This is a genomic window from Streptomyces sp. NL15-2K (assembly GCF_030551255.1).
GTDB lineage: Bacteria > Actinomycetota > Actinomycetes > Streptomycetales > Streptomycetaceae > Streptomyces.
The window spans coordinates 1,798,106-1,816,655 of the sequence record NZ_CP130630.1; the positions used below are offsets into that span (position 1 = coordinate 1,798,106).

20 protein-coding genes are annotated in these 18,550 nt (G+C 72.4%); 7 read left to right on the top strand and 13 right to left on the bottom strand.

Features of this window, described 5'->3' with window-relative positions; translation table 11 throughout:
• Positions 1-2: 2 nt before the first annotated feature.
• The gene (locus Q4V64_RS07550) at positions 3-3,029 is read right to left on the bottom strand and encodes an SMC family ATPase (protein WP_124444107.1); all 3,027 of its coding nucleotides are present in this window, start codon (positions 3,027-3,029) and stop codon (positions 3-5) included.
• Positions 3,026-4,189 (bottom strand): exonuclease SbcCD subunit D, encoded by a 1,164-nt coding sequence (locus Q4V64_RS07555; protein WP_124444106.1) that lies wholly within the window; start codon positions 4,187-4,189, stop codon positions 3,026-3,028. The genes Q4V64_RS07550 and Q4V64_RS07555 overlap by 4 nt, the downstream gene beginning before the upstream one ends.
• Before the next feature lie 261 nt (positions 4,190-4,450).
• Here Q4V64_RS07555 and Q4V64_RS07560 point away from each other — a divergent pair, with 261 nt between their 5' ends.
• Positions 4,451-5,092, top strand: a complete 642-nt coding sequence (locus tag Q4V64_RS07560) for a permease prefix domain 1-containing protein (RefSeq protein WP_124444105.1) — start codon at positions 4,451-4,453, stop codon at positions 5,090-5,092.
• Between the two features lie 196 nt (positions 5,093-5,288).
• On the opposite strand, the gene Q4V64_RS07565 is transcribed toward Q4V64_RS07560, so the two are convergent.
• Positions 5,289-5,621, bottom strand: a complete 333-nt coding sequence (locus Q4V64_RS07565; RefSeq protein ID WP_124444104.1) for a PadR family transcriptional regulator — start codon at positions 5,619-5,621, stop codon at positions 5,289-5,291.
• A gap of 165 nt (positions 5,622-5,786) precedes the next feature.
• Here Q4V64_RS07565 and Q4V64_RS07570 point away from each other — a divergent pair, with 165 nt between their 5' ends.
• Positions 5,787-6,206: a hypothetical protein gene (locus Q4V64_RS07570; protein WP_124444103.1), complete on the top strand. Its 420-nt coding sequence runs from the start codon at positions 5,787-5,789 to the stop codon at positions 6,204-6,206.
• 27 nt (positions 6,207-6,233) lie between these two features.
• On the opposite strand, the gene Q4V64_RS07575 is transcribed toward Q4V64_RS07570, so the two are convergent.
• From Q4V64_RS07575 to Q4V64_RS07585, 3 genes are all read right to left on the bottom strand, one after another.
• A complete protein-coding gene (locus Q4V64_RS07575) occupies positions 6,234-6,863 on the bottom strand; it encodes a YigZ family protein (RefSeq protein ID WP_124444102.1) in 630 nt (209 codons plus the stop codon).
• A gap of 86 nt (positions 6,864-6,949) precedes the next feature.
• Entirely contained in the window at positions 6,950-7,495 is a 546-nt protein-coding gene (locus Q4V64_RS07580; RefSeq protein WP_124444101.1) for a histidine phosphatase family protein, read from the bottom strand.
• Complete coding sequence (locus Q4V64_RS07585) at positions 7,492-8,214, bottom strand: hypothetical protein (RefSeq protein ID WP_172629502.1); 723 nt, start codon at positions 8,212-8,214, stop codon at positions 7,492-7,494. The genes Q4V64_RS07580 and Q4V64_RS07585 overlap by 4 nt, the downstream gene beginning before the upstream one ends.
• Before the next feature lie 147 nt (positions 8,215-8,361).
• On the opposite strand from Q4V64_RS07585, the gene Q4V64_RS07590 reads away from it, so the two are divergent.
• Positions 8,362-8,769: a CoA-binding protein gene (locus Q4V64_RS07590; RefSeq protein ID WP_124444100.1), complete on the top strand. Its 408-nt coding sequence runs from the start codon at positions 8,362-8,364 to the stop codon at positions 8,767-8,769.
• A 35-nt stretch (positions 8,770-8,804) separates the two neighbouring features.
• On the opposite strand, the gene Q4V64_RS07595 is transcribed toward Q4V64_RS07590, so the two are convergent.
• Entirely contained in the window at positions 8,805-9,341 is a 537-nt protein-coding gene (locus tag Q4V64_RS07595; protein ID WP_124444099.1) for a hypothetical protein, read from the bottom strand.
• 232 nt (positions 9,342-9,573) lie between these two features.
• Between Q4V64_RS07595 and Q4V64_RS07600 the strand changes: the two genes are divergently transcribed.
• The gene (locus Q4V64_RS07600) at positions 9,574-10,782 is read left to right on the top strand and encodes a 4-hydroxybenzoate 3-monooxygenase (protein WP_253267330.1); all 1,209 of its coding nucleotides are present in this window, start codon (positions 9,574-9,576) and stop codon (positions 10,780-10,782) included.
• Between the two features lie 105 nt (positions 10,783-10,887).
• Here Q4V64_RS07600 and Q4V64_RS07605 read toward each other — a convergent pair whose 3' ends face one another.
• Entirely contained in the window at positions 10,888-11,247 is a 360-nt protein-coding gene (locus tag Q4V64_RS07605) for a metalloregulator ArsR/SmtB family transcription factor (protein WP_172629501.1), read from the bottom strand.
• A 62-nt stretch (positions 11,248-11,309) separates the two neighbouring features.
• Between Q4V64_RS07605 and Q4V64_RS07610 the strand changes: the two genes are divergently transcribed.
• Positions 11,310-12,374 carry a cation diffusion facilitator family transporter gene (locus Q4V64_RS07610; protein ID WP_303709257.1) on the top strand — a complete coding sequence of 355 codons (1,065 nt, stop codon included), beginning with the start codon at positions 11,310-11,312 and terminating at the stop codon, positions 12,372-12,374.
• 188 nt (positions 12,375-12,562) lie between these two features.
• On the opposite strand, the gene Q4V64_RS07615 is transcribed toward Q4V64_RS07610, so the two are convergent.
• On the bottom strand, positions 12,563-13,120 hold the full coding sequence (locus tag Q4V64_RS07615; RefSeq protein ID WP_124444074.1) for a YbaK/EbsC family protein: 558 nt from the start codon (positions 13,118-13,120) through the stop codon (positions 12,563-12,565).
• A 34-nt stretch (positions 13,121-13,154) separates the two neighbouring features.
• Positions 13,155-13,727, bottom strand: coding sequence for an XRE family transcriptional regulator (locus Q4V64_RS07620; RefSeq protein ID WP_124444073.1), 573 nt, complete (start codon positions 13,725-13,727; stop codon positions 13,155-13,157).
• Between the two features lie 92 nt (positions 13,728-13,819).
• On the opposite strand from Q4V64_RS07620, the gene Q4V64_RS07625 reads away from it, so the two are divergent.
• Positions 13,820-14,677, top strand: coding sequence for a DMT family transporter (locus tag Q4V64_RS07625; RefSeq protein WP_124444072.1), 858 nt, complete (start codon positions 13,820-13,822; stop codon positions 14,675-14,677).
• Positions 14,678-14,732: 55 nt separating this feature from the next.
• Here the strand turns inward: Q4V64_RS07625 and Q4V64_RS07630 are convergent, their stop codons facing one another.
• The gene (locus Q4V64_RS07630; protein ID WP_124444071.1) at positions 14,733-15,497 is read right to left on the bottom strand and encodes an acyltransferase; all 765 of its coding nucleotides are present in this window, start codon (positions 15,495-15,497) and stop codon (positions 14,733-14,735) included.
• 108 nt (positions 15,498-15,605) lie between these two features.
• Here Q4V64_RS07630 and Q4V64_RS07635 point away from each other — a divergent pair, with 108 nt between their 5' ends.
• Positions 15,606-16,133: a gamma carbonic anhydrase family protein gene (locus Q4V64_RS07635; protein WP_124444094.1), complete on the top strand. Its 528-nt coding sequence runs from the start codon at positions 15,606-15,608 to the stop codon at positions 16,131-16,133.
• 93 nt (positions 16,134-16,226) lie between these two features.
• On the opposite strand, the gene Q4V64_RS07640 is transcribed toward Q4V64_RS07635, so the two are convergent.
• Together Q4V64_RS07640 and Q4V64_RS07645 are read right to left on the bottom strand one after the other, a co-directional pair.
• On the bottom strand, positions 16,227-16,871 hold the full coding sequence (locus tag Q4V64_RS07640) for a DedA family protein (RefSeq protein WP_124444070.1): 645 nt from the start codon (positions 16,869-16,871) through the stop codon (positions 16,227-16,229).
• 77 nt (positions 16,872-16,948) lie between these two features.
• Positions 16,949-18,505, bottom strand: a complete 1,557-nt coding sequence (locus Q4V64_RS07645) for a carboxylesterase family protein (RefSeq protein WP_124444069.1) — start codon at positions 18,503-18,505, stop codon at positions 16,949-16,951.
• Positions 18,506-18,550: the final 45 nt, after the last annotated feature.

Here is an 18,550-nt window from a genome sequence, read left to right on the forward strand (position 1 = left end):
CCTCACCCCACGCCGCGCTGCCGCAGCACCGAACCGGACCTCCCCTTCACGACCTCCAACTGCGCGTGGATCCGCCGCCGCAGATCGGGGACGTGGCTGACGATGCCGACGCTGCGGTCGCGTTCGCGCAGGGAGTCGAGGACGTCGAGGACCTCGTCGAGGGTCTGGTCGTCGAGGCTGCCGAAGCCCTCGTCGATGAAGAGGGTGTCCAGCCGGACCCCGCCGGCCTCGTCCGTGACCACGTCGGCGAGGCCGAGGGCGAGCGCGAGGGAGGCGAAGAAGGTCTCGCCGCCGGACAGGGTGGCCGTGTCCCGCTCGCGGCCGGTCCAGGCGTCGACTACGTGCAGCCCGAGCCCGCTGCGGCCGCGTCCGCTGCGGTCGTCGGAGTGGACGAGGGTGTAGCGGCCGGACGACATGCGTCGCAGCCGTACGGTCGCGGCGGCGGCCACCTGTTCCAGCCGGGCCGCCAGGACGTACGACTCCAGGCGCATCCGGCGTTCGTTGTCCGCCGAGGTGCCCGCGGCGAGTCCGGCCAGCCGGGCCACGCGGTCGTACTCCTCGCGCAGCGGCGCCAGCCGCCGTACCCCCGCGGACGCTCGCAGGGACAGCCGGTCGAGTTCGGCGCAGCGGCGGTCGGCGGCGTCGCGGGCGGAGGCGGCGTCGCGCAGCCGCTGGGCCGCGAGAGCCGCGGCCCGCTCCGCCGCGGTGAGGTCGGCGGGCGGCTGCTGGGCGGCGGCCGCGGTGTCGGTCTCGGCGAGGAGGGCGCGTACGGCGGCCTCCTCGGACTGCCAGGCGTCCAGCCGGTGCTGGAGTTCGCGGTGGGCCGCGTCGTCCAGGAGTGCGGCGGCCGCGGCCTGCGGTGTGTCGAAGCCGGCCCGGAAGGCGGCGTCGGCGAGGCGGGCGTCGGCGTCCTTGAGGCGCTGGGCGGTGTCCTCGGCGGCACGGGCGGCGTCGGCGGCCTCGGTGAGCAGCGCGACCCGCCGCTCCAGCTGCGCGGCCCGCGCGGCCACGCTCTCGGCGGCGCCGCGCGCCTGGGCCAACTCCGCCTCCAGCGTGGCCTTCTCGCGGTCCAGGCGCTCGCGGCGACCGACCCGGGAGGCCGCCCGCACCGCCGTCTGCTGGTGGGCGGCGGTGCGCCGCTCGTGTTCGTCCTCGGCCCGGCGCAGCTCCTCGTGCGCGGGGTGCAGGGCGGAGGCGTCCCTGCGGGCCTGCGCGTACAGCCGCTCCAACTCGTCGGCGGCTTCGGCGAGTTGGTTCGTCGGCGTGTCCCCGGCCTCGGCGGTGGCGGCGGCCAGGGCTTCCCGTACGACGCCCAGGCGCCGTTCCTGCTCGGCGTGCTGTTCCTCCGCCTGCTGGTACGCCGCCAGCGCCCGCTCCTCCGCCTCCCGGTCGACGTGTCCGGCGTCCTTGCGCGCGGGTGCGGGGTGGTCGGTGGCGCCGCAGACGGCACAGGGCTCGCCGTCCGTGAGCTGGGCGGCGAGTTCGGCGGCGATGCCGTTCAGTCGCTGTTCCTTCACGTCCAGCCAGTGCGCCTTGGCCTTCAGCGCCTGCTCTCGCGCGAGACCGGCCTGTTCGGCGGCCGTGTCCGTGTCGCCGGCCAGTTGGTCGCGCATCCGGGCGGCGGCGAGCCGCTGCCGGGCGGGCTCGCGCCGCACGGCGAGTTGCTCGGCGCGGGTCGCGGCCTCCTGGGCGGACTCGATACGGGCCTGAAGACCCGCCCGGGTCGCCTCCCACCCGGCGAGCCAGGTCTCCGCCTCCAGACGGACGTCCTCGTCGGCCCGCTCCTGACGGTCCAGGTCGACGCGCTCGGCGACGAGTTCGGCGAGCCGCTGCTCGGCACGACGGGCCGACTCCAGCCCGCCCAGCTCCTCGGTGGCCCGGCGCGCGGCGGTGGCGAGGCCGGCGGCGCCGGCGTCCGTGACGGTGCCGTGTGCCCGGCCGAGCATCTCGCCGAAGGCATCCCGCAGCAGACCACGCGCGTGTGCCTCCGCCGCGGCCGCCCTGCGGTGTTCGGCGTCGGCGGACTCCCACAGTTCCAGGGCCGGTGCCACCGCCTCCGCCTTGCGGGCCCGCTCCATGCGTGCCTGCGCCTGGCGGTGGGCCTCGGCCCGCTCCGCCAGGTGCGCGGCCCGCTCCTGTGCCTCGGCGAACCGCCGTTGCAGCCGGTCCAGTTCGCGTGCCTCGTCCCATGCGCGCCCGGCGACCGCGTGGGCGGACTCGGCGGCGGTGAGGCGGCAGTGGGCGATGGTCAGCAGTTCGCGGGCGGTGCCGCGGGCGACGGCGGCGGCGCTCAGGACGGCTTCCGCCAGCCCCGGCTCGCCCGGTGCCAGCTCCGGCAGCTCCATGGTGTCGCCGGCGGCCTGCTGCATGCGGTGCGCGTCGGCCAGCAGGGCGGCGTCCCCCTCGCGCACCTGGGCCTCGGCCGCGCGTCGGCGCTCGGCGAGGCGCTGCTCGACCGCGGCGAACCGGCGGGTGTCGAAGAGGCGGCCCAGCAGCTTGGCGCGCGCCTCGGCGTCGGCGCGCAGAAAGCGCGCGAAGTCGCCCTGGGGCAGCAGCACGACCTGGCAGAACTGCTCGCGGCTCATGCCGAGCAGCTGGGCGACCTCCTCGCCGATCTCCTGGTGGGAGCGGCTGAGGTCCTTCCAGGCGCCGGCCGTCGCGTCGTACTCGCGCAGCCAGGTCTGGGCCTTGTCGAGGGTCGTGCCCGAGCCGCGCTTCTTGGGCCGCTCCCAGGGCGGCTGCCGGGTGATCTCCAACCGGCGGCCCGCGACGGTGAGTTCGAGGCGGATCTCCGTGCGCGTGCCGGGCGCGGCGTGGTCACTGCGCAGGGTCGTGCCCTGCCCGGCCTGGCGGGCGCCCGGCACCGAGCCGTACAGCGCGTAGCAGACGGCGTCCAGGACGGAGGTCTTGCCGGCCCCCGTCGGTCCGTGCAGGAGGAAGAGCCCGGCGGCCGACAGTTCGTCGAAGTCCACGGTCTGGGAGCCGCCGAAGGGCCCGAACGCGGTGATGTCGAGACGGTGCAGCCTCACCGCGCCACCTCCCGCACGGCCTCGTCCGCGCGCACCGCGTCGAACGCGTCCCGCAGCACCGCCCGCTCCCGCTCGTCGGGCCCGGCGCCGCGCACATGGGCCACGAAGTCCTCCGCGATCTGCTGGTCGCTGCGGCCGGCGAGGCGCTTGGCATACGACACGGCGGGGTCGTCCGGGGCGCGTTCGGGGTCGAAGACGAGGCTCAGCGTGTGCGGGAAGCGCTCGGTGAGCCGGGCCATGGGGTCGGCGGGGCGGACTGCGTCGGTGAGGGTCGCCTCGACCCAGGCCTCCTCGTGCCGGGCGAGGTCCGGATCGGCGAGCAGCTCCTCCAGGGTGCCCCGGACGCGGGCCAGCGCGCGGGGCACCGGGCAGTCGACGCGCTCGGCGGTGACCGCGCCGTCGGCGGCCAGGTCGACGAGCCACATGCTCTTGCGGTGGCCGGCCTCCGAGAAGGAGTACGGCAGCGGGGAGCCGGAGTAGCGCACGCGCTCGGTGATGGTCTGGCTGCCGTGCAGGTGCCCGAGCGCGGCGTAGTCGACGCCGTCGAAGACCCCGGCGGGGACGGCGGCCACTCCGCCGACGGTGATGTCCCGCTCGCTGTCGCTGGCCTCGCCGCCGGTGACGAAGGCGTGCGCGAGGACGACGGAGCGGGTGCCCCCCGCGCGGGTGGCGAGGTCGGCGCGGACCCGGTCCATGGCGGCGGCGAGCACGGCCTCGTGCCCGGCCTTCTCGACGCCGAACTCGTCCTTGACCAGGGCGGGTTCGAGATACGGCAGTCCGTAGAAGGCCACGTCGCCGTGCCCGTCGGTGAGAACCACCGGCGTCCCGCACGCCGACGGATCGGTCCGCAGATGGATCCCCGCGCGCCCGATCAGGCCGGCGCCCACGCCGAGGCGGCGCGCCGAGTCGTGGTTCCCGGAGATCATCACCGTGGGCACACCGAGGTCGGCGAGGCGGTGCAGGGCGTCGTCGAACAGCTCGACCGCGGCGAGCGGCGGCACCGCACGGTCGTACACGTCCCCCGACACGACCACCGCGTCGACCTCGCGCTCCCGCACGGTGGTGACGAGGTGGCCGATGAACTCGGCCTGGGCTCCGAGCATGTTGACCCGGTGGAACGCCCGGCCGAGATGCCAGTCGGAAGTGTGCAGAATTCTCAAGACGCCGCCCCGACCCGCAATGTTTCCCCCTACTCCGCCCCGAGACCCGGCACCGATCCAGCACGGTCCTCGCTGTCAGCACCGACCACGCTAACGCCTGTCAGCACCTGCTCCATCACGGACGTCGGTTCGGCGGCATTTGTCTCGCTCTATCGCGCCTGGGCCGGGCGGCATTGGAAAGCGGGCCAAGCGCCCCGGGACGGCGCGGCCCAACTGCCTATAATCGGTCCGCACGCGGCGGAGGAATTGCAGGGAGACCCGGTGATCGACCGATACGTCGCAGAGCTCGACCAGGCCTTGCGCGGCCCACGGGCGGTCAAGGCGGACATGGTCGCCGAGGCACGCGACAGCCTCTTGGACGCGGCCGAGGCGTACGCGGAGAAAGGCCTCGACCGCGAGAGCGCCGAGCGGTGCGCAGTGGACGACTTCGGTTCCGTCCAGGTCATCGCCCCCGACTACCAGGTCGAGTTGGGCCTTGCACAGGGTCGTCGTACGGCGCTGTTGATCTGTGCCGTCCTGACCGTCCAGCCAGTGGCGTGGTGGGGACTGCTGCGTTTCGCCGGGCAGGGCGCGGACGAATCCGGAAGTGCCGGTTACACGCTGATCAACGAAGTGGTGCGGTGGACCGGCACCGGTGCCATCGTCATGGCACTGGCGGTGGTGATCGCCACGGGTGCCGGAGTGCGCCATCTCGGTGCGCGCCCTCGCCTCGTGCGTGTCGTCGGCGTCTTCGCATGCGCCGTCAGCGTCGTGTTCGCCGTTCTGGGGCTGCTGCTGACCCTCTACAGCCCGGCCACGGACTCGCTCCTGGGTGTCACGGGACTGCCGAGCACCGCGCTCCTGCTCGGGGTGCCCCTGATCGGTATCGCCGTGGCGGGCCGCCGCTGCCTGAGCGCGGCGTAACCACCCGGGGCGACGCACGCCCGTTCACGTCCGGTCCCAGCGACGCGCGGGAGCCGGGCTGGTCCCGACGCACAACGGCGTCGGCCCCACACCGCTCCCGCCCGTACGGCACGTCCCGAAACTCTTCAAGGACGCACCCGGGCGCCCCCGCACAGCCGGATCCCCCGTCCGTACACGGCGCTGCCCGGCAGCAGCGTCAGGCCGTCGCCGGTCCCGGGTGCAGGACCCCGTCGACCATCGCCGCGAAATCCCGCCACTTCGTCCGCTCGGTGGCCAGCGCGCGGCTGCCCGCGGCGGTGAGCTGGTAAGTACGCCGCCTACGGCCGCTCACCGTGCTCCACTCGCTCTCCACGAGCCCGGCCCGTTCGAGTCTGCGCAACGCGGGATACAGCGAACCCGTCGGCAGGTCCAGCGCCCCGCCACTGCTCACCTGAAGAGCCTCCATGACCGCGTACCCGTGCAGGGGCTCCCGTTCGAGCACCGCGAGGATCAGCGCGTCCAGATGGCCCCGTAGCGCTTCAGACATCATGTAGACAATCTACGGCATGCACTAGCGTAGCCAGCCTACATATGGGCAATCTACCTATCGGACGGGCTCACCCCGCCGCAGACCCGGGAGCGGGTCGAGGGCCGGCCGGTCCGGACGTCGGCCGATTCGGCGCTCGCACCGAGCGCCAGAGAAGGGAGCCAGCGCATGGCCATCAAGGAGAAAACCCGGAATGACCTGCGCGAATTACCTTGGGTGACGATCGTCGCGCTGGGCGCCTTCGCGCTCATCCGCCCCGTGCTGAGCATCGTGGGGGCGTATGACGACGGACCACTGAAGAAGCAGGTGGGCCCGTTGATCTTCACTACGCTGATCATCGTCGTGTGGATCGCCACCGCCGTGGTGCGCCGGGTCCCTCGCCCGGTGCAGACGATGGCGTTCGTCGGCGTGGCCTACGGCGTGCTGGCGCTGCTGCTGAACATCTCGCTGCAGCCGTTCCTGGACAGCGCGGAGCTGCCGCCGGTGCCCGGCATGATCGGCATTCTCGTCTTCAACGCCGCGCAGGGCGCCGTCTGCGGTCTGATCGTCCTGGCGCTGCTGCGCCGACGGGCACGCTCCGGGCGGTGACATTCCCCGCCGACCGCCGACCGCCCGTTATGACGCGTCCCCGTATGCCTCTCCGCCCAGTTCGAAGCCGGCGGTCCCCGCGGTCGCGTCCGCCAGCCACGCCCGGAAGGCCTCCACATCGGCGTCCGGCAACCCGATCTCGAGGGTGACCGCCTCGCCGTACCGCACGTCGCGCACCTCACGGCCCGTGGACCGCAGGTCGTTCTGCAGCTTGCCCGCCCGCTGGTGGTCGACGGTCACCGTGGCCAGCCGGAAGCGGCGGCGGGTGAGTGTGCCGAGGGTGTCCAGGGCCTCGCCGACCGCTCCGCCGTACGCCCTGATGAGTCCGCCCGCGCCCAGCTTGACGCCGCCGTAGTAGCGGGTGACGACGGCGACGACGTACCGCATGTCGCGGCGCAGCAGCATCTGGAGCATGGGGACACCGGCCGTGCCGCCGGGTTCGCCGTCGTCGCTCGCTTTCTGGATCGCGGCGTCGGCGCCGATGACGTACGCGTAGCAGTTGTGCGTGGCGTCCGTGTGCTGCTTGCGGATGCCCGCGATGAACTCCTGGGCCTGCCGCTCGGTGGCCGCCGGGGCGAGGGCGCACAGGAAGCGGGATCGGTTGACCTCGGTCTCGTGCACGCCCGCGCGGGCGACTGTGCGGTACTCGTCCTGCATCGGGCCAGCGTATGCGGAGCGCCTGCCACCACCCGCGCGGGTCGGCTCAGCGCTTGTGCCTGGCGGTCAGCGCTTGCGCCTGCCGGTCAGCGCTTCTTCCCGCCCCGCGCGACGATCACGTTCGTCAGCAGGGCCGTGCCCGGGGTGAGGGCCTCCCAGGAGGTGCCGCGCCAGGCCAGGACGGCGATCGCCGAGGTCGGGAACTTCACGCGCACCTGGTCCAGCGCGTCGTCGAGACCGTCCCCGGCCAGGTCGAGCACCAGGTCCTCCAGGCCGGGGTTGTGCCCGATCAGCAGCAGTGTGTCGACCTCGGTGGGCACGTCGTGCACGACGTCCAGCAGGTCGGGTACGTCGGCGGCGTACAGGTGCGCGTCGAAGCGGACCGGCGGCGGCGTGCCCCACTGGGCAGAGGCCAGGTCCCACGTCTGGCGGGCGCGTACGGCGGTGGAGCACAGGGCGAGGTCCGGGAGCAGGTCGCTCTCGGCGAGGATCCGGCCCGCGACCGGCGCGTCCCGGCGGCCGCGCGGCGCCAGCGGGCGTTCGTGGTCGACGACGCCGTCCGGCCAGGCGGACTTGGCGTGCCGCAGGACGACCAGGTGACGCAGCGGGCCCGCTCCCGCGCGGGCGATCATGCCGGGGCTCCCAGGTCGCGGGTGAGTTCGAGGCCGAGCAGCCGGTCGGCGTAGGCGTATGTCTCGAAGCGCGCGCCCTCGGGCCGGTCCGAGGTCTCCACCCGGTGCAGGACCCGCAGGACGGAGGGTACGTCCAGATCGTCCTCCCAGGCCGTGCGGAGCTCGTCGCGCACGTCCTCGGGGATCGCCCGTGACGGCAGGCGCGCCCAGTCGGCGACGGCGCGGCGCCAGCGGAAGAGCGTGTCCCGGGCCTCGTCCAGAGCCGCCGCGTCGAGCCGTACGGGCGCGCTCCGGCGCCGGGAGAGCAGCGCCAGGCGTACGGCGGTGGGATCGGCGTCCTCCGGAATCGCGGGCGCCGCCGGGTCGACCGGCGCTACGGCGACCTTGATGCCGTCGGGGGCCGTGCGGTCCTCGCCCGCCACATGGATGACCTGGGACTCGCCCAGTCCGGTCCCGGTGGGCCGGCTGTCCTCCAAGGGCCGCATACCGAGCGTGGCGGCACCCGCCCGCAGTTCCGCCTGCTCCCGCTCGCCCGTCAGCAGCGCCCAGACCGGCGTGCCGCCCAGCTCCAGGGCCCGCACCAGGAGGTCGGTGACCAGCAGCACGCGCAGGGCTGTGGCGTCGTAGCCCGCCGTGTGGGCCTCGACGCGGGTCAGCCCGCGCCGGGCGGGAGCGGCCTCGACGGGCTCGCCGGTTCGGGCGTCGATGATGCGCAGCACGGGGTGAGCGTAGGCCCGTGAGCAGCGCCGCGCCACCGACAACCCGAACAGACGTTCAGTCGTCACGGCGGGAAGCAGGGGAATCAGCGGGCATGGTCCGCTGTTCTCCGGGATGCCAGCTCTTCCGCGAGCCCAAGGAGACCGACGGTGTACGGCGACGAGGCAACGGTCCGCAAGATCCTCACCGAGCTCGGCGACACCTGGGCCGTGGTGGGCCTGTCGTCGAACCGGCGGCGCGCCGCGTACGGCGTGGCCGACGTGCTCCAGCGCTACGGCAAGCGCATCGTGCCGGTCCACCCCAAGGCGGAGACGGTGCACGGGGAGCGGGGATACGCCTCCCTCGCGGACATCCCCTTCGACGTGGACGTCGTCGACGTGTTCGTGAACAGCGATCTCGCCGGGCAGGTCGCCGACGAGGCGGTGGCGAAGGGCGCCCAGGCGGTCTGGTTCCAGCTGGGGGTCATCGACGAGGCGGCGTACGACCGCACCCGGGCCGCCGGTCTGGAGATGGTGATGGACCGTTGCCCGGCGATCGAGATTCCCCGGCTGGGCTGAACGTCTACTTGTCTCCTACTTTTCGTAGACGATTCTTACTTGTCGTAGACGATCCGGAAGTTCGGAGCGACATACTTGTGGGTGTAGGCATAGGCAGTCCCGATCGGTCCGGTGTAGTTGCACGAACCATGGAGCGGGCACATGTATTTCTTTTCCGTCACCTTGTTGGTGCGGTAAGCCTCTCGCCACTGAATACGTCCTGACTTGCTCTTGTCGGCGGTGTAACTCTCGCCGCCGGTGACGCTGTAGGACTTCTGCACCTGATATCCGACGGCGGCGGACATGGCCTTGACTGAGACGGTCAGGCTGCCGCTCACCGTGGTGGAGGTGGTCTTCGACAGCGAGCAGGTCACCGTGTGCGGCGTCCTCTCCTTGCTGAAGACGACGCAGGTCTTCCACTTGCCGTACGTCCTGTAGGCCTTGCCGACGTGGGTGACCTTCCATTTCGGGAAGTACGGATTGTCCATCGGACGTACGCTCGACGAAGCCGCCGCGGGTGACGCGGTCGCGGCTGCACTGCTCGCCTCGGTGGCCGCTCCCAGAGACGCGGCGACAGCAAGCGTCAGGGCCACACGGCCCAGTTTTCCCCTCATTGGATTTCCCCGTTTCCTTCGACGCGGTAACCCTCGTCGGCCAGTGGTCAACCGGCCCTGGGTATCGCGGAGTTGTATGAGCGCGGCCGACACTAGCACCGGCCCCGCGACGCGCGGAGCAAAGAGAACGGCAAGAAAGGACAATCATCGGGGCGCGCCCGATTCCGTCGAACCGGGTCGGGACACGGCGGCGTCCCGGCATACTGACGAGGTGACCGACACCAATTCCGCGTCCACAGAACGCTTTCCGGTCGTTGTCGTGGGTGCCGGGCCCGCCGGGCTGACGGTCGGCAACATCCTGCGGGCCGCCGGCGTCGACTGCCTGGTCCTGGAGAACGAGACGCGCGAGTTCATCGAGCAGCGGCCCCGCGCGGGGGTCATCGAGGAATGGGCCGTGCGCGGCCTGCAACAGCGCGGGCTCGCCAAGAACCTGCTGGAGCGGGCGCAGTTGCACACCGAGTGCGAGTTCCGGTTCGGCGGGGAGCGGTTTCGCTTCTCGTACATCGAGCTGACGGGACATCACCACTTCGTCTATCCCCAGCCGTTGCTGGTGACGGACCTGGTGCGCGAGTACGCGGACGTGCGAGGCGGGCAGATCCGGTTCGGCGTGCGGGACGTGGAGTTGCACGACCTGGACACGGCTCACCCTTCGGTGTCGTACATCTCCGCCGAGACGGGACAGCGGGAGCTCGTCGAGTGCGACTTCGTCGCCGGGTGCGACGGAGGACGCGGGGTGACGCGCACCGCGCTGCCGGAGCACGCGCACATCGCCCGGTACGACTACGGCGTCGGCTGGCTGGCCCTGCTCGCCGAGGCTCCGCCGTCCAACGACTGCGTGGTGTTCGGCATCCATCCGAACGGTTTCGCCGGGCACATGGCCCGCAGCCCCCAGGTGACCCGCTACTACCTGGAGTGCCCGCCCGGCGACGACCCGGAGAACTGGTCGCACGACAGGGTCTGGTCCGAGCTCCAGGAGCGGCTGGCGGCGACCGGCACCGGTCCGCTCATCGAAGGGCCGCTGATCGAGAAGCGTGTCCTGGACATGCACAGCTACGTCGTCGAGCCCATGGTGTTCGGACGCCTCTTCCTGGCCGGGGACGCCGCCCACCTCACCGCGCCGATCGCCGCGAAGGGCATGAACCTGGCCCTGCACGACGCCTTCCTGCTCGGCGACGCGCTCGTCGCGTACCTCACCAAGGGCGACGAGACCGGACTGGACGGCTACTCGGAGGTCTGTCTGCGGCGCGTGTGGGAGTACCAGGACTTCTCGAAGTGGCTCTCCGAGGTGTACCACGGCACCTCGTCGGGCGACGCGTACCGTGCGGGCACCACGTTCGCCCGGCTGAGACGCCTGTTCACCTCCCCCGCCGCCGCGGCGGCCTTCGCGGAGCAGTACCTCGGCACGGCCGCCGCGTACTGAACCGTTCCAGCGTTCCTCAGTCGCCGGCGTTCCTCGGTCGTGCGGCGTTCCCCGGTCGTGCGGCTTTCCTCGGTCGCGCCGCTTTCCTCGGTCGTGCGGCGTTCCTCAGTCGTGCGGCGGGCGGTCGCTGAGCCGGTGGTCCGCCACGTTCAGGGCCTCGTCCACGAGGCGGCGCAGATGCCCGTCGCGCAGTGAGTAGATCACCCGGCGGCCCTCCTTGCGGGTGTCCACCAGGCCGGCCAGCCGCAGCCGGGCCAGGTGCTGACTGACGGCGGGCCGCGCCGCCCCGCATGCCTGGGTCAGGGTCGTGACGTCGGCCTCCCCCGACGTCAGGGCGTGCAACAGGGCGAGCCGGGTGCGGTCGCCGAGCAGCGCGAGCAGTTCGGCGGCGAGCGCGAACTGTTCCTCGCCCGGGGTGCGCGGATGCGCATCATGCGCAGGTGATAGGTGCATGCGTGCGCTCATACGCACATAATGGTCGACGTGGGCGTCCCGCGTCCACCACCGCGCACCGGAAGGGGAACCTCGTGAGCGACCGGCACCACCACGAGCACAGCCACGGACGGGACCACGGGCACAGTCACGAGCATCACGAGCACCCCCGTCCCCGCCTCCGCCACCGACTCGCCCACCTCCTCACCCCCCACTCCCACGAGACCGCCGACAAACTCGACTCCGCCCTGGAGTCCTCGGCCCGCGGTATGCGCGCCCTGTGGGTCTCGCTCGCAGTGCTCGGCGCGACGGCGCTGGCACAGGCGGTCGTGGTGGCCCTCTCCGGGTCGGTCGCGCTGCTCGGCGACACGGTGCACAACACCGCGGACGCGCTGACCGCCGTACCGCTCGGGATCGCCTTCGTGCTGGGCCGCCGCGCGGCGAACCGCCGCTTCACCTACGGCTACGGCCGCGCCGAGGATCTCGCGGGCATCGCGATCGTGCTGACGATCGCCGCGTCCGCCGCCTTCGCGGCCTGGGCGGCGATCGACCGGCTGCTCGACCCGCGCCCCGTCGAGCACATCCCGGCGGTGGCGGTGGCCGCGCTGGTCGGTTTCGCGGGCAACGAGTGGGTGGCCCGTTACCGGATCCGGGTCGGCCGCTCCATCGGCTCGGCGGCGCTGGTCGCCGATGGGCTGCACGCCCGTACGGACGGGTTCACGTCGCTGGCCGTGCTGCTGGGGGCGGGCGGATCGGCCCTGGGCTGGCAACTCGCCGACCCGATCGTGGGGTTGGCGATCACGGCCGCCATCACACTGGTGCTGCGGGACGCGGCACGGGAGGTGTTCCGGCGGGTGATGGACGCCGTCGACCCGGCCCTGGTGGACCGGGCCGAGCGGGCGCTGCGCGGCGTCGAAGGGGTGCGCGAGGTGGGCGAGTTGCGGCTGCGCTGGATCGGGCACCGGTTGCGCGCCGAGGTGGCGGTCGTCGTGGACGGCGAGGCGACGGTACGCCGGGCCCACGCCATCGCCGTCGACGCCGAACACGCCCTGCTGCACGCGGTCCCGCGACTCACCGCGGCGCTGGTGCACGCGGATCCGGCGCCGGCGCCGGGCGAGGCGGACCCGCATCACGCCCTCGCCCACCACGCGTCGGCCTAGGGCCTGTCCGGCGGATCATGCCGCAGACGCGGGGTCTGGCACGCCCATCTGCGGCGTTGTCGTCGGTTGCCGACGCTCCGCGTCGCCGCCCTCCTCCGCCTTGCATATGGCCGCACCAGACCCCGCTCACCTGCGTTGATTGGGCGCCGCCGATTTCCTGCGACCTGATCCGCCGGACAGGCCCTAGGTCAGGCCACCCCCAGCCCCTCCAGCACCACGGCCCCGGGCAGCTGGGCGAACGCCTTCCCGGGTACGAGCAGCTTGCCGCGTCGGCGTCCACTGCCCACCAGGACGTACGGCAGATCCACGACGGCCGAGTCCACCAGCACCGGCCAGCCGCCGGGCAGTCCGATCGGCGTGATGCCGCCGTACTCCATGCCGGTCTCCCCCGTGGCGGTGTCCATCGAGGCGAACGAGGCCTTGCGCGCGCCGAGCCGGCGGCGCACGACGCCGTTGACATCGACCCGGGTGGTGGACATGACCACACACGCGGCGAGTGTGCTCTCACCGCCGCGCTTGCCGGCCACCACCACGCAGTTCGCCGACCGCTCCAGCAGTTCGCGGCCGTAGTGCTCCACGAAGACCGCGGTGTCGGCCCACTGTGGGTCGGTGTCGACGTAGACGATCTGCTCGGCGGGCACGCTGCCGCTCCAGTGGCGTACGGCGTCGGCGACCGGGTCGGTCAGCTCGTCGAGGCAGTCGGGGGCGGGCCGGGCGTTGTCGAAGTGTCCGATCGGTGCATGCATGACGGCACGCTAACAACTCCGCGGGTGCGGGGTTTCAGGGCACGGGCGGCACCGAGACGGCCATGAACATCTCCATCGGCACGTCCCCCGTGTTGCCGTACGTGTGCGGGGCGTTGGCTTCGAAGGAGACGCTCGCGCCCGCCGGGACGCGGTACTCCACGCCGTCCAGGGTCAGGGTCAGCTCGCCCGCCGTGACGTGGAGGAGTTCGACCGTGCCGGCGGGGTGCGGGTCCGAGCCGCTGCTCTCGCCGGGCATGAGCCGCCAGTCCCACATCTCCAGCGGTCCGGGGGCTTCGGCGCCCGCGAGCAGCCGGTTGTAGCTGCCGGCGTCGGTGCGCCACAGCCGTACGGCCTGCTCGGCGGGGACGACCCGGACCCTGGGGCCCTGCTCGTAGTCGAGCAGCGTGGTGATGCTGACGCCGAGCGCGTCACCGATCTTGACGACCGTCCCGATGCTGGGATTGGTCCGTGCCTGCTCGATCTGGATCAGCATGCCGCGGCTGACCCCGGCACGCGCGGCGAGCACGTCCAGCGTGAAGCCGCGCACCGCCCGCCAGTGCTTGACGTTGCGAGCCAGGGATTGGGTCAGCAGGTCGAGGTCCGACACATTCCGTCCAATATTCTGGATGACAGAGTTCAATCTGCTGCACTACGGTGTGGTGCACCCGATTGTTCACCGAACTGTACTGCGAGGCACCCGTGACAGCATTCTTGGCCCTGGCCACCAGCCTGTTGTGGGGGCTGGCCGATTTCGGCGGCGGACTGCTGACCCGGCGTACCCCGGCACTGACGGTGGTGGTCGTCTCGCAGACGATCGCGACGGCCGTGCTGGGCGTGATCGTGGTGACCACGGGAGCGTGGAGCGAGGCGGGGCCATTGTTGTGGTTCGCGGTCGCGGCCGGTCTGGCCGGGCCGGTGGCGATGATCTGCTTCTACAAGGCGCTGGCGCTGGGCCCGATGGGCGTGGTCTCCCCGCTCGCCACCCTGGGCGTGACCGTCCCCATCGGTGTAGGGCTCTTCCTCGGCGAGCGCCCCGGACTGGTCCAGGTCGCGGGGATCGCGGTCGCCGTCGCCGGGGTCGTCCTCGCGGGCGGCCCCCAGCTGCGCGGCGCGCCCGTGCAACGCCGGGCCATCCTCCTCACCCTGATCGCCGCCCTCGGCTTCGGCGCGGTGTTCGCGCTGATCGCGGAGGCGTCGACGACGGTCACCGGCCTGTTCCTCGCCCTGTTCGTGCAGCGCGTGACCAACGTGGCCGTGGGCGGCGCCGCGTTGTACGTCTCCGTCAAGCGGGGCGCGCAGGCCCTCCCGCCGGACGGCTTCCCGTGGGCCACAATGCCGGCGCTCGCCTTCGTCGGCCTCGCGGACGTCGCCGCGAACGGCACGTACGCGATCGCCGCCCAGCACGGCCCGGTCACCGTGGCCGCCGTACTCGCCTCGCTCTACCCGGTGGTGACGGCCCTGGCCGCCCGCGGCTTCCTCAGCGAACGCCTGCGGGCGATCCAGGCGGCGGGGGCGGGGCTGGCCCTGATGGGTACGGTGCTGTTGGCGGCGGGTTAGGGCCTGTCCGGCGGATCAGGTCGGAGGAAAGCAACAGAGCCTGATGAGCGCGGCCCTAGGCGTCGGCGTCGAGCTCCGCCAGCCGGGCTGCGCCCTCTTCGTCCAGGTCGGCCAGGGCCAGGAGCTGGTCCGGGGTGACGCCCTCGGGTATCGGCACCGGGGCCGGCGTCCTCAGCGGCGGCTGCCAGCCGTCGGCGGGAGTCCAGCGCCGTACGACGCGCGCGGGCGCCCCGGCCACCACCGCGTGATCGGGCACCGCACCACGCACCACCGCACCGGCCGCCACGACGACGTTCCGCCCGAGGCGCGCCCCCGGCAGGATCACCGCGCCGGTGCCGATCCAGCAGCCCGGGCCGATCTCCACCGGCTCCATCCGCGGCCACTGCTTGCCGATGGGCTCGTGCGGATCGTCGTACGAGTGGTTGGTGGACGTGACGTAGACGTACGGCCCGAAGTAGCAGTCGCTGCCGATGGTGACCGTCGTGTCGGCGATGACGTGGCTGCCGCGGCCCAGGACGACTCCGTCGCCTATGCGCAGGATCGGGTCCGGGCCGAGGTCGAGGTCGGGCATCAGGCCGGCCGTCAGGGTGACCTGTTCGCCGACGATGCAGTGGGCGCCCAGCTGGATCCAGGGCTCGCCGAAGACCGTGCCGAGAGGGAAGGCGAGCCGGGTGCCCGTGCCCAGCGCGCGGAAGCGGAAGCGTCCCGGGTGCTCGGCGGTGACGGAGCCGGTGCGCTGCACCCAGGCCCAGCCCGCGTGCACGGCCCGCTGCGCGAGGCCGCGCGGCCATGATGAGAACGTGTTCTTGCGCTTCGGCACCCGCTCACCGTACTCAGCGTCAGGTGGACCCATGAGATCGAGGGTCTGTGATCTTCGCCCCACCCGGTGGCGTACGGTGCCGGTGTCGACGACGACGAGGAGAGGGCGATGGCGCACAAGGCGTTGATCACGGGCATCGGCGGCAAGGAACCGAAGATCCACGAGGAGGCGTTCGTGGCACCCACGTCCTCGGTGATCGGGGACGTGACGGTGCAGGCCGGGGCGAGCGTCTGGTACGGGGCGGTGCTGCGCGGCGACGTCGAGCGGATCTCCGTGGGGGCGAGCAGCAATGTCCAGGACAACTGCACGCTGCATGCCGACCCGGGCTTTCCCGTCACCGTCGGGGAGCGCGTCTCCATCGGGCACAACGCCGTGGTGCACGGGGCGACCGTGGGGGACGACTGTCTGATCGGTATGGGGGCGACCGTGCTCAACGGGGCGGTGATCGGGGCGGGGTCGCTGGTTGCCGCGCAGGCGTTGGTGCCGCAGGGGATGGAGGTGCCGGCGGGGTCACTGGTGGCCGGCGTTCCCGCGAAGGTCAAGCGGGCGCTGACAGAGGAGGAGAAGCAGGGGGTGAGCCTGAACGGCACCATGTACGCCGAGTTGGCCAAGGCGCATCGCGGGGTGCACGAGTAGGGAACCGGGCGGCCGCGGGTCATGGGGGGGGCTGGCCGCGCCCACGCGGCCGAGCCGCACATGGCACAGCCCCGCGCCCCTCTGGGGCGCGTTCTACTCCCCGGCGGGAACGGGTTCCGCTTCCTGATGCACGGCCTGCGCCTGCTTCGCCTTCCGCTTCAGCACGAGCATCGACGTGAGCCCGACCAGTACCGCCGCCACCAGGCCCAACCAAGAGAACCGCTTCAGCCACGACTCCGCGACGATGCCGACGTAGTAGATGACCGCGGTCGTCCCGCCCGCCCACACGATGCCCCCGAGCACGTTGGCGATCAGGAACTTCCAGTACGGCATCCGCAGCACACCCGCGAGCGGCCCGGCGAAGATCCGCAGCAGGGCGACGAAGCGGCCGAAGAACACCGCCCACATGCCCCACTTCTGGAAGGACCGCTCGGCCGTGGCGATGTGCCCCTCGCTGAAGTGCTTGGGGAACTTCTTGCCGAGCCAGGCCAGCAGTGGCCGTCCGCCCTTGCGGCCGATGGCGTAGCCGATGGAGTCGCCGACGATCGCGCCGATGCTGGCGCACGCGCCGAGGATCACCGGGTCGATACCCGCGTGCTGTGAGGACAGCAGCGCCGCCGAGACCAGGACGATCTCGCCCGGCAACGGGATGCCCAGGCTCTCCAGACCGATGACCACGCCGACCAAGGCGTAGACCGCGGCCGCGGGCACCGTGTCGAGCCACTCCTGCACGTGCAACGCCGGTTCCTCCGATTCGCGTCCCTGCATTCCCGGCGTGCGCCCGCACACGGGCGCACGCCGGGAAGACTACCGGGTCACGGAGATGCCCCGGCGTCCCACAGGTCACACTGGTGCTCCCGGTGCACAGTGGCACTCAGGGCGTTCCCGCCCTTCGACTCCGTCCGCAGGGACAGCACCGTCCCCGGTCGGCCGGGCATCGAGGGCTGCCCGTCGGCGCTCGGCACACCGCCCCGTACGAAGGAGCCCCAGTACGCGACCATCTGCCGCGCCAGCATCCGCTGCTCGGCGTTCAGCGGCGAGTCGAGGCCGAAGTGCTTGAAGAGGTACTGCACCTCGTTCACATGGGTCGCGCCGAAGTCGAAGTCCGTGTGCAGGTTGCGCAGCGAGGCGAAGGGCGGGGAGGTGCGGTCGGCGAACTCGTACGCGTAGACCGGCCCGCGTCCGGCGAGCACCCCGTCGAGCCGCAGCGCGGGGCACGCGAACAGCTGGTCGCCCTGTGCGGCGGCGTAGGCGAGGGTCGGCGACGGGTGGGCCGACAGCGGGTAGCGCCGCAGCGCCCGCTCCCCGAAGTTCTCACGCATCACCGTGGGGTACTGCTCGGGCGTGAGCGGGGTCCCGTTCGCGTCGAACCGGGCGAACGCGAACATCCGCCCCTCGTCCGTGTTCGCCCCGTTCAGCACGGGCACCTGGGCGGCGGCCCCCTGCGCGAACGCCTCCTCGGGCTGCCTGGGCAGGAAGTCCCCGCCGACCACCGGCCCCCAGTCGAACTCGCCCTGGGCCGCCAGGATGTCGGCGGCCGGCCTGCTCCGCAGGCACGCCACGCTCGCACACCCCAGCTTCTCGGCGAAGGCGGCTCCCTGGGCCACGGCCGCCTGATGCGTACGGGCGGCGCAGTCGCCGTAGGCGCCGCTCTGGATGATGCCCGCCCGGAACAGGCCCTTCGCCGTCGGCGAGGCCAGCTGGGTGCAGACGGAGCGGCCGCCCGCCGACTCGCCCGCGACGGTGACGCGGCCCGGATCGCCGCCGAAGCGGCCGACGTTGGCACGCACCCAGCGCAGTGCGGCCTGCTGGTCGAGCATCCCGAAGTTGCCGGAGACCCCGTCGCGCGCCTCGCCGTCCAGACCGGCCGTGGCGAGGAAACCCATCGCTCCGAGGCGGTAGTTGACGGTCACGACGACCGTACCGGTCTGTCGCGCGAAGGTGTCGGGGACGACGTCCTGACCGGCCCCGGCGGTGAGCCCTCCGCCGTGGAACCAGACCAGCACGGCTCGGCGGGCGGCGCCCTCGGGGACGTACACATTCAGATCGAGGCAGGCCTCGGTGTGCGAGGGCTGCTCGTATCCGGGGTCCCAACCGGCGCTCTGCGCACACTTGTTGCCGAAGTCCCGCGCGGCACGCACCCCTTGCCAGGGCCGGACGGGCCGCGGTTCCTTCCAGCGGAGGTCGCCGACGGGCGGCTCGGCGTACGGGATGCCGAGGAACTGCCGTCCCTCGGCGGTGGTTTCGCCGCGCACCCAGCCGGCGTCGGTGCGTACGACCGCGTCGCTCGCCCGCGGTGCGGCCTGTGCCGGCACCGGGGCGACGAGCGTGGCCACGAGAGCCACCAGTCCGGCGGCGACACGCCGTATCACTCGCCCACCTCCACACTCGCCGGCAGGACGGGGGTCGGCAGGGCG

Coding starts and splice junctions, on each gene's coding strand:
- Q4V64_RS07565 (WP_124444104.1), bottom strand. CDS start 5,621: ATGATGTCTGAAGCGCTACGGGGCCATCTGGACGCGCTGATCCTCGCG.
- Q4V64_RS07570 (WP_124444103.1), top strand. CDS start 5,787: ATGGCCATCAAGGAGAAAACCCGGAATGACCTGCGCGAATTACCTTGG.
- Q4V64_RS07575 (WP_124444102.1), bottom strand. CDS start 6,863: ATGCAGGACGAGTACCGCACAGTCGCCCGCGCGGGCGTGCACGAGACC.
- Q4V64_RS07580 (WP_124444101.1), bottom strand. CDS start 7,495: ATGATCGCCCGCGCGGGAGCGGGCCCGCTGCGTCACCTGGTCGTCCTG.
- Q4V64_RS07605 (WP_172629501.1), bottom strand. CDS start 11,247: ATGAGCGCACGCATGCACCTATCACCTGCGCATGATGCGCATCCGCGC.
- Q4V64_RS07615 (WP_124444074.1), bottom strand. CDS start 13,120: ATGCATGCACCGATCGGACACTTCGACAACGCCCGGCCCGCCCCCGAC.
- Q4V64_RS07635 (WP_124444094.1), top strand. CDS start 15,606: ATGGCGCACAAGGCGTTGATCACGGGCATCGGCGGCAAGGAACCGAAG.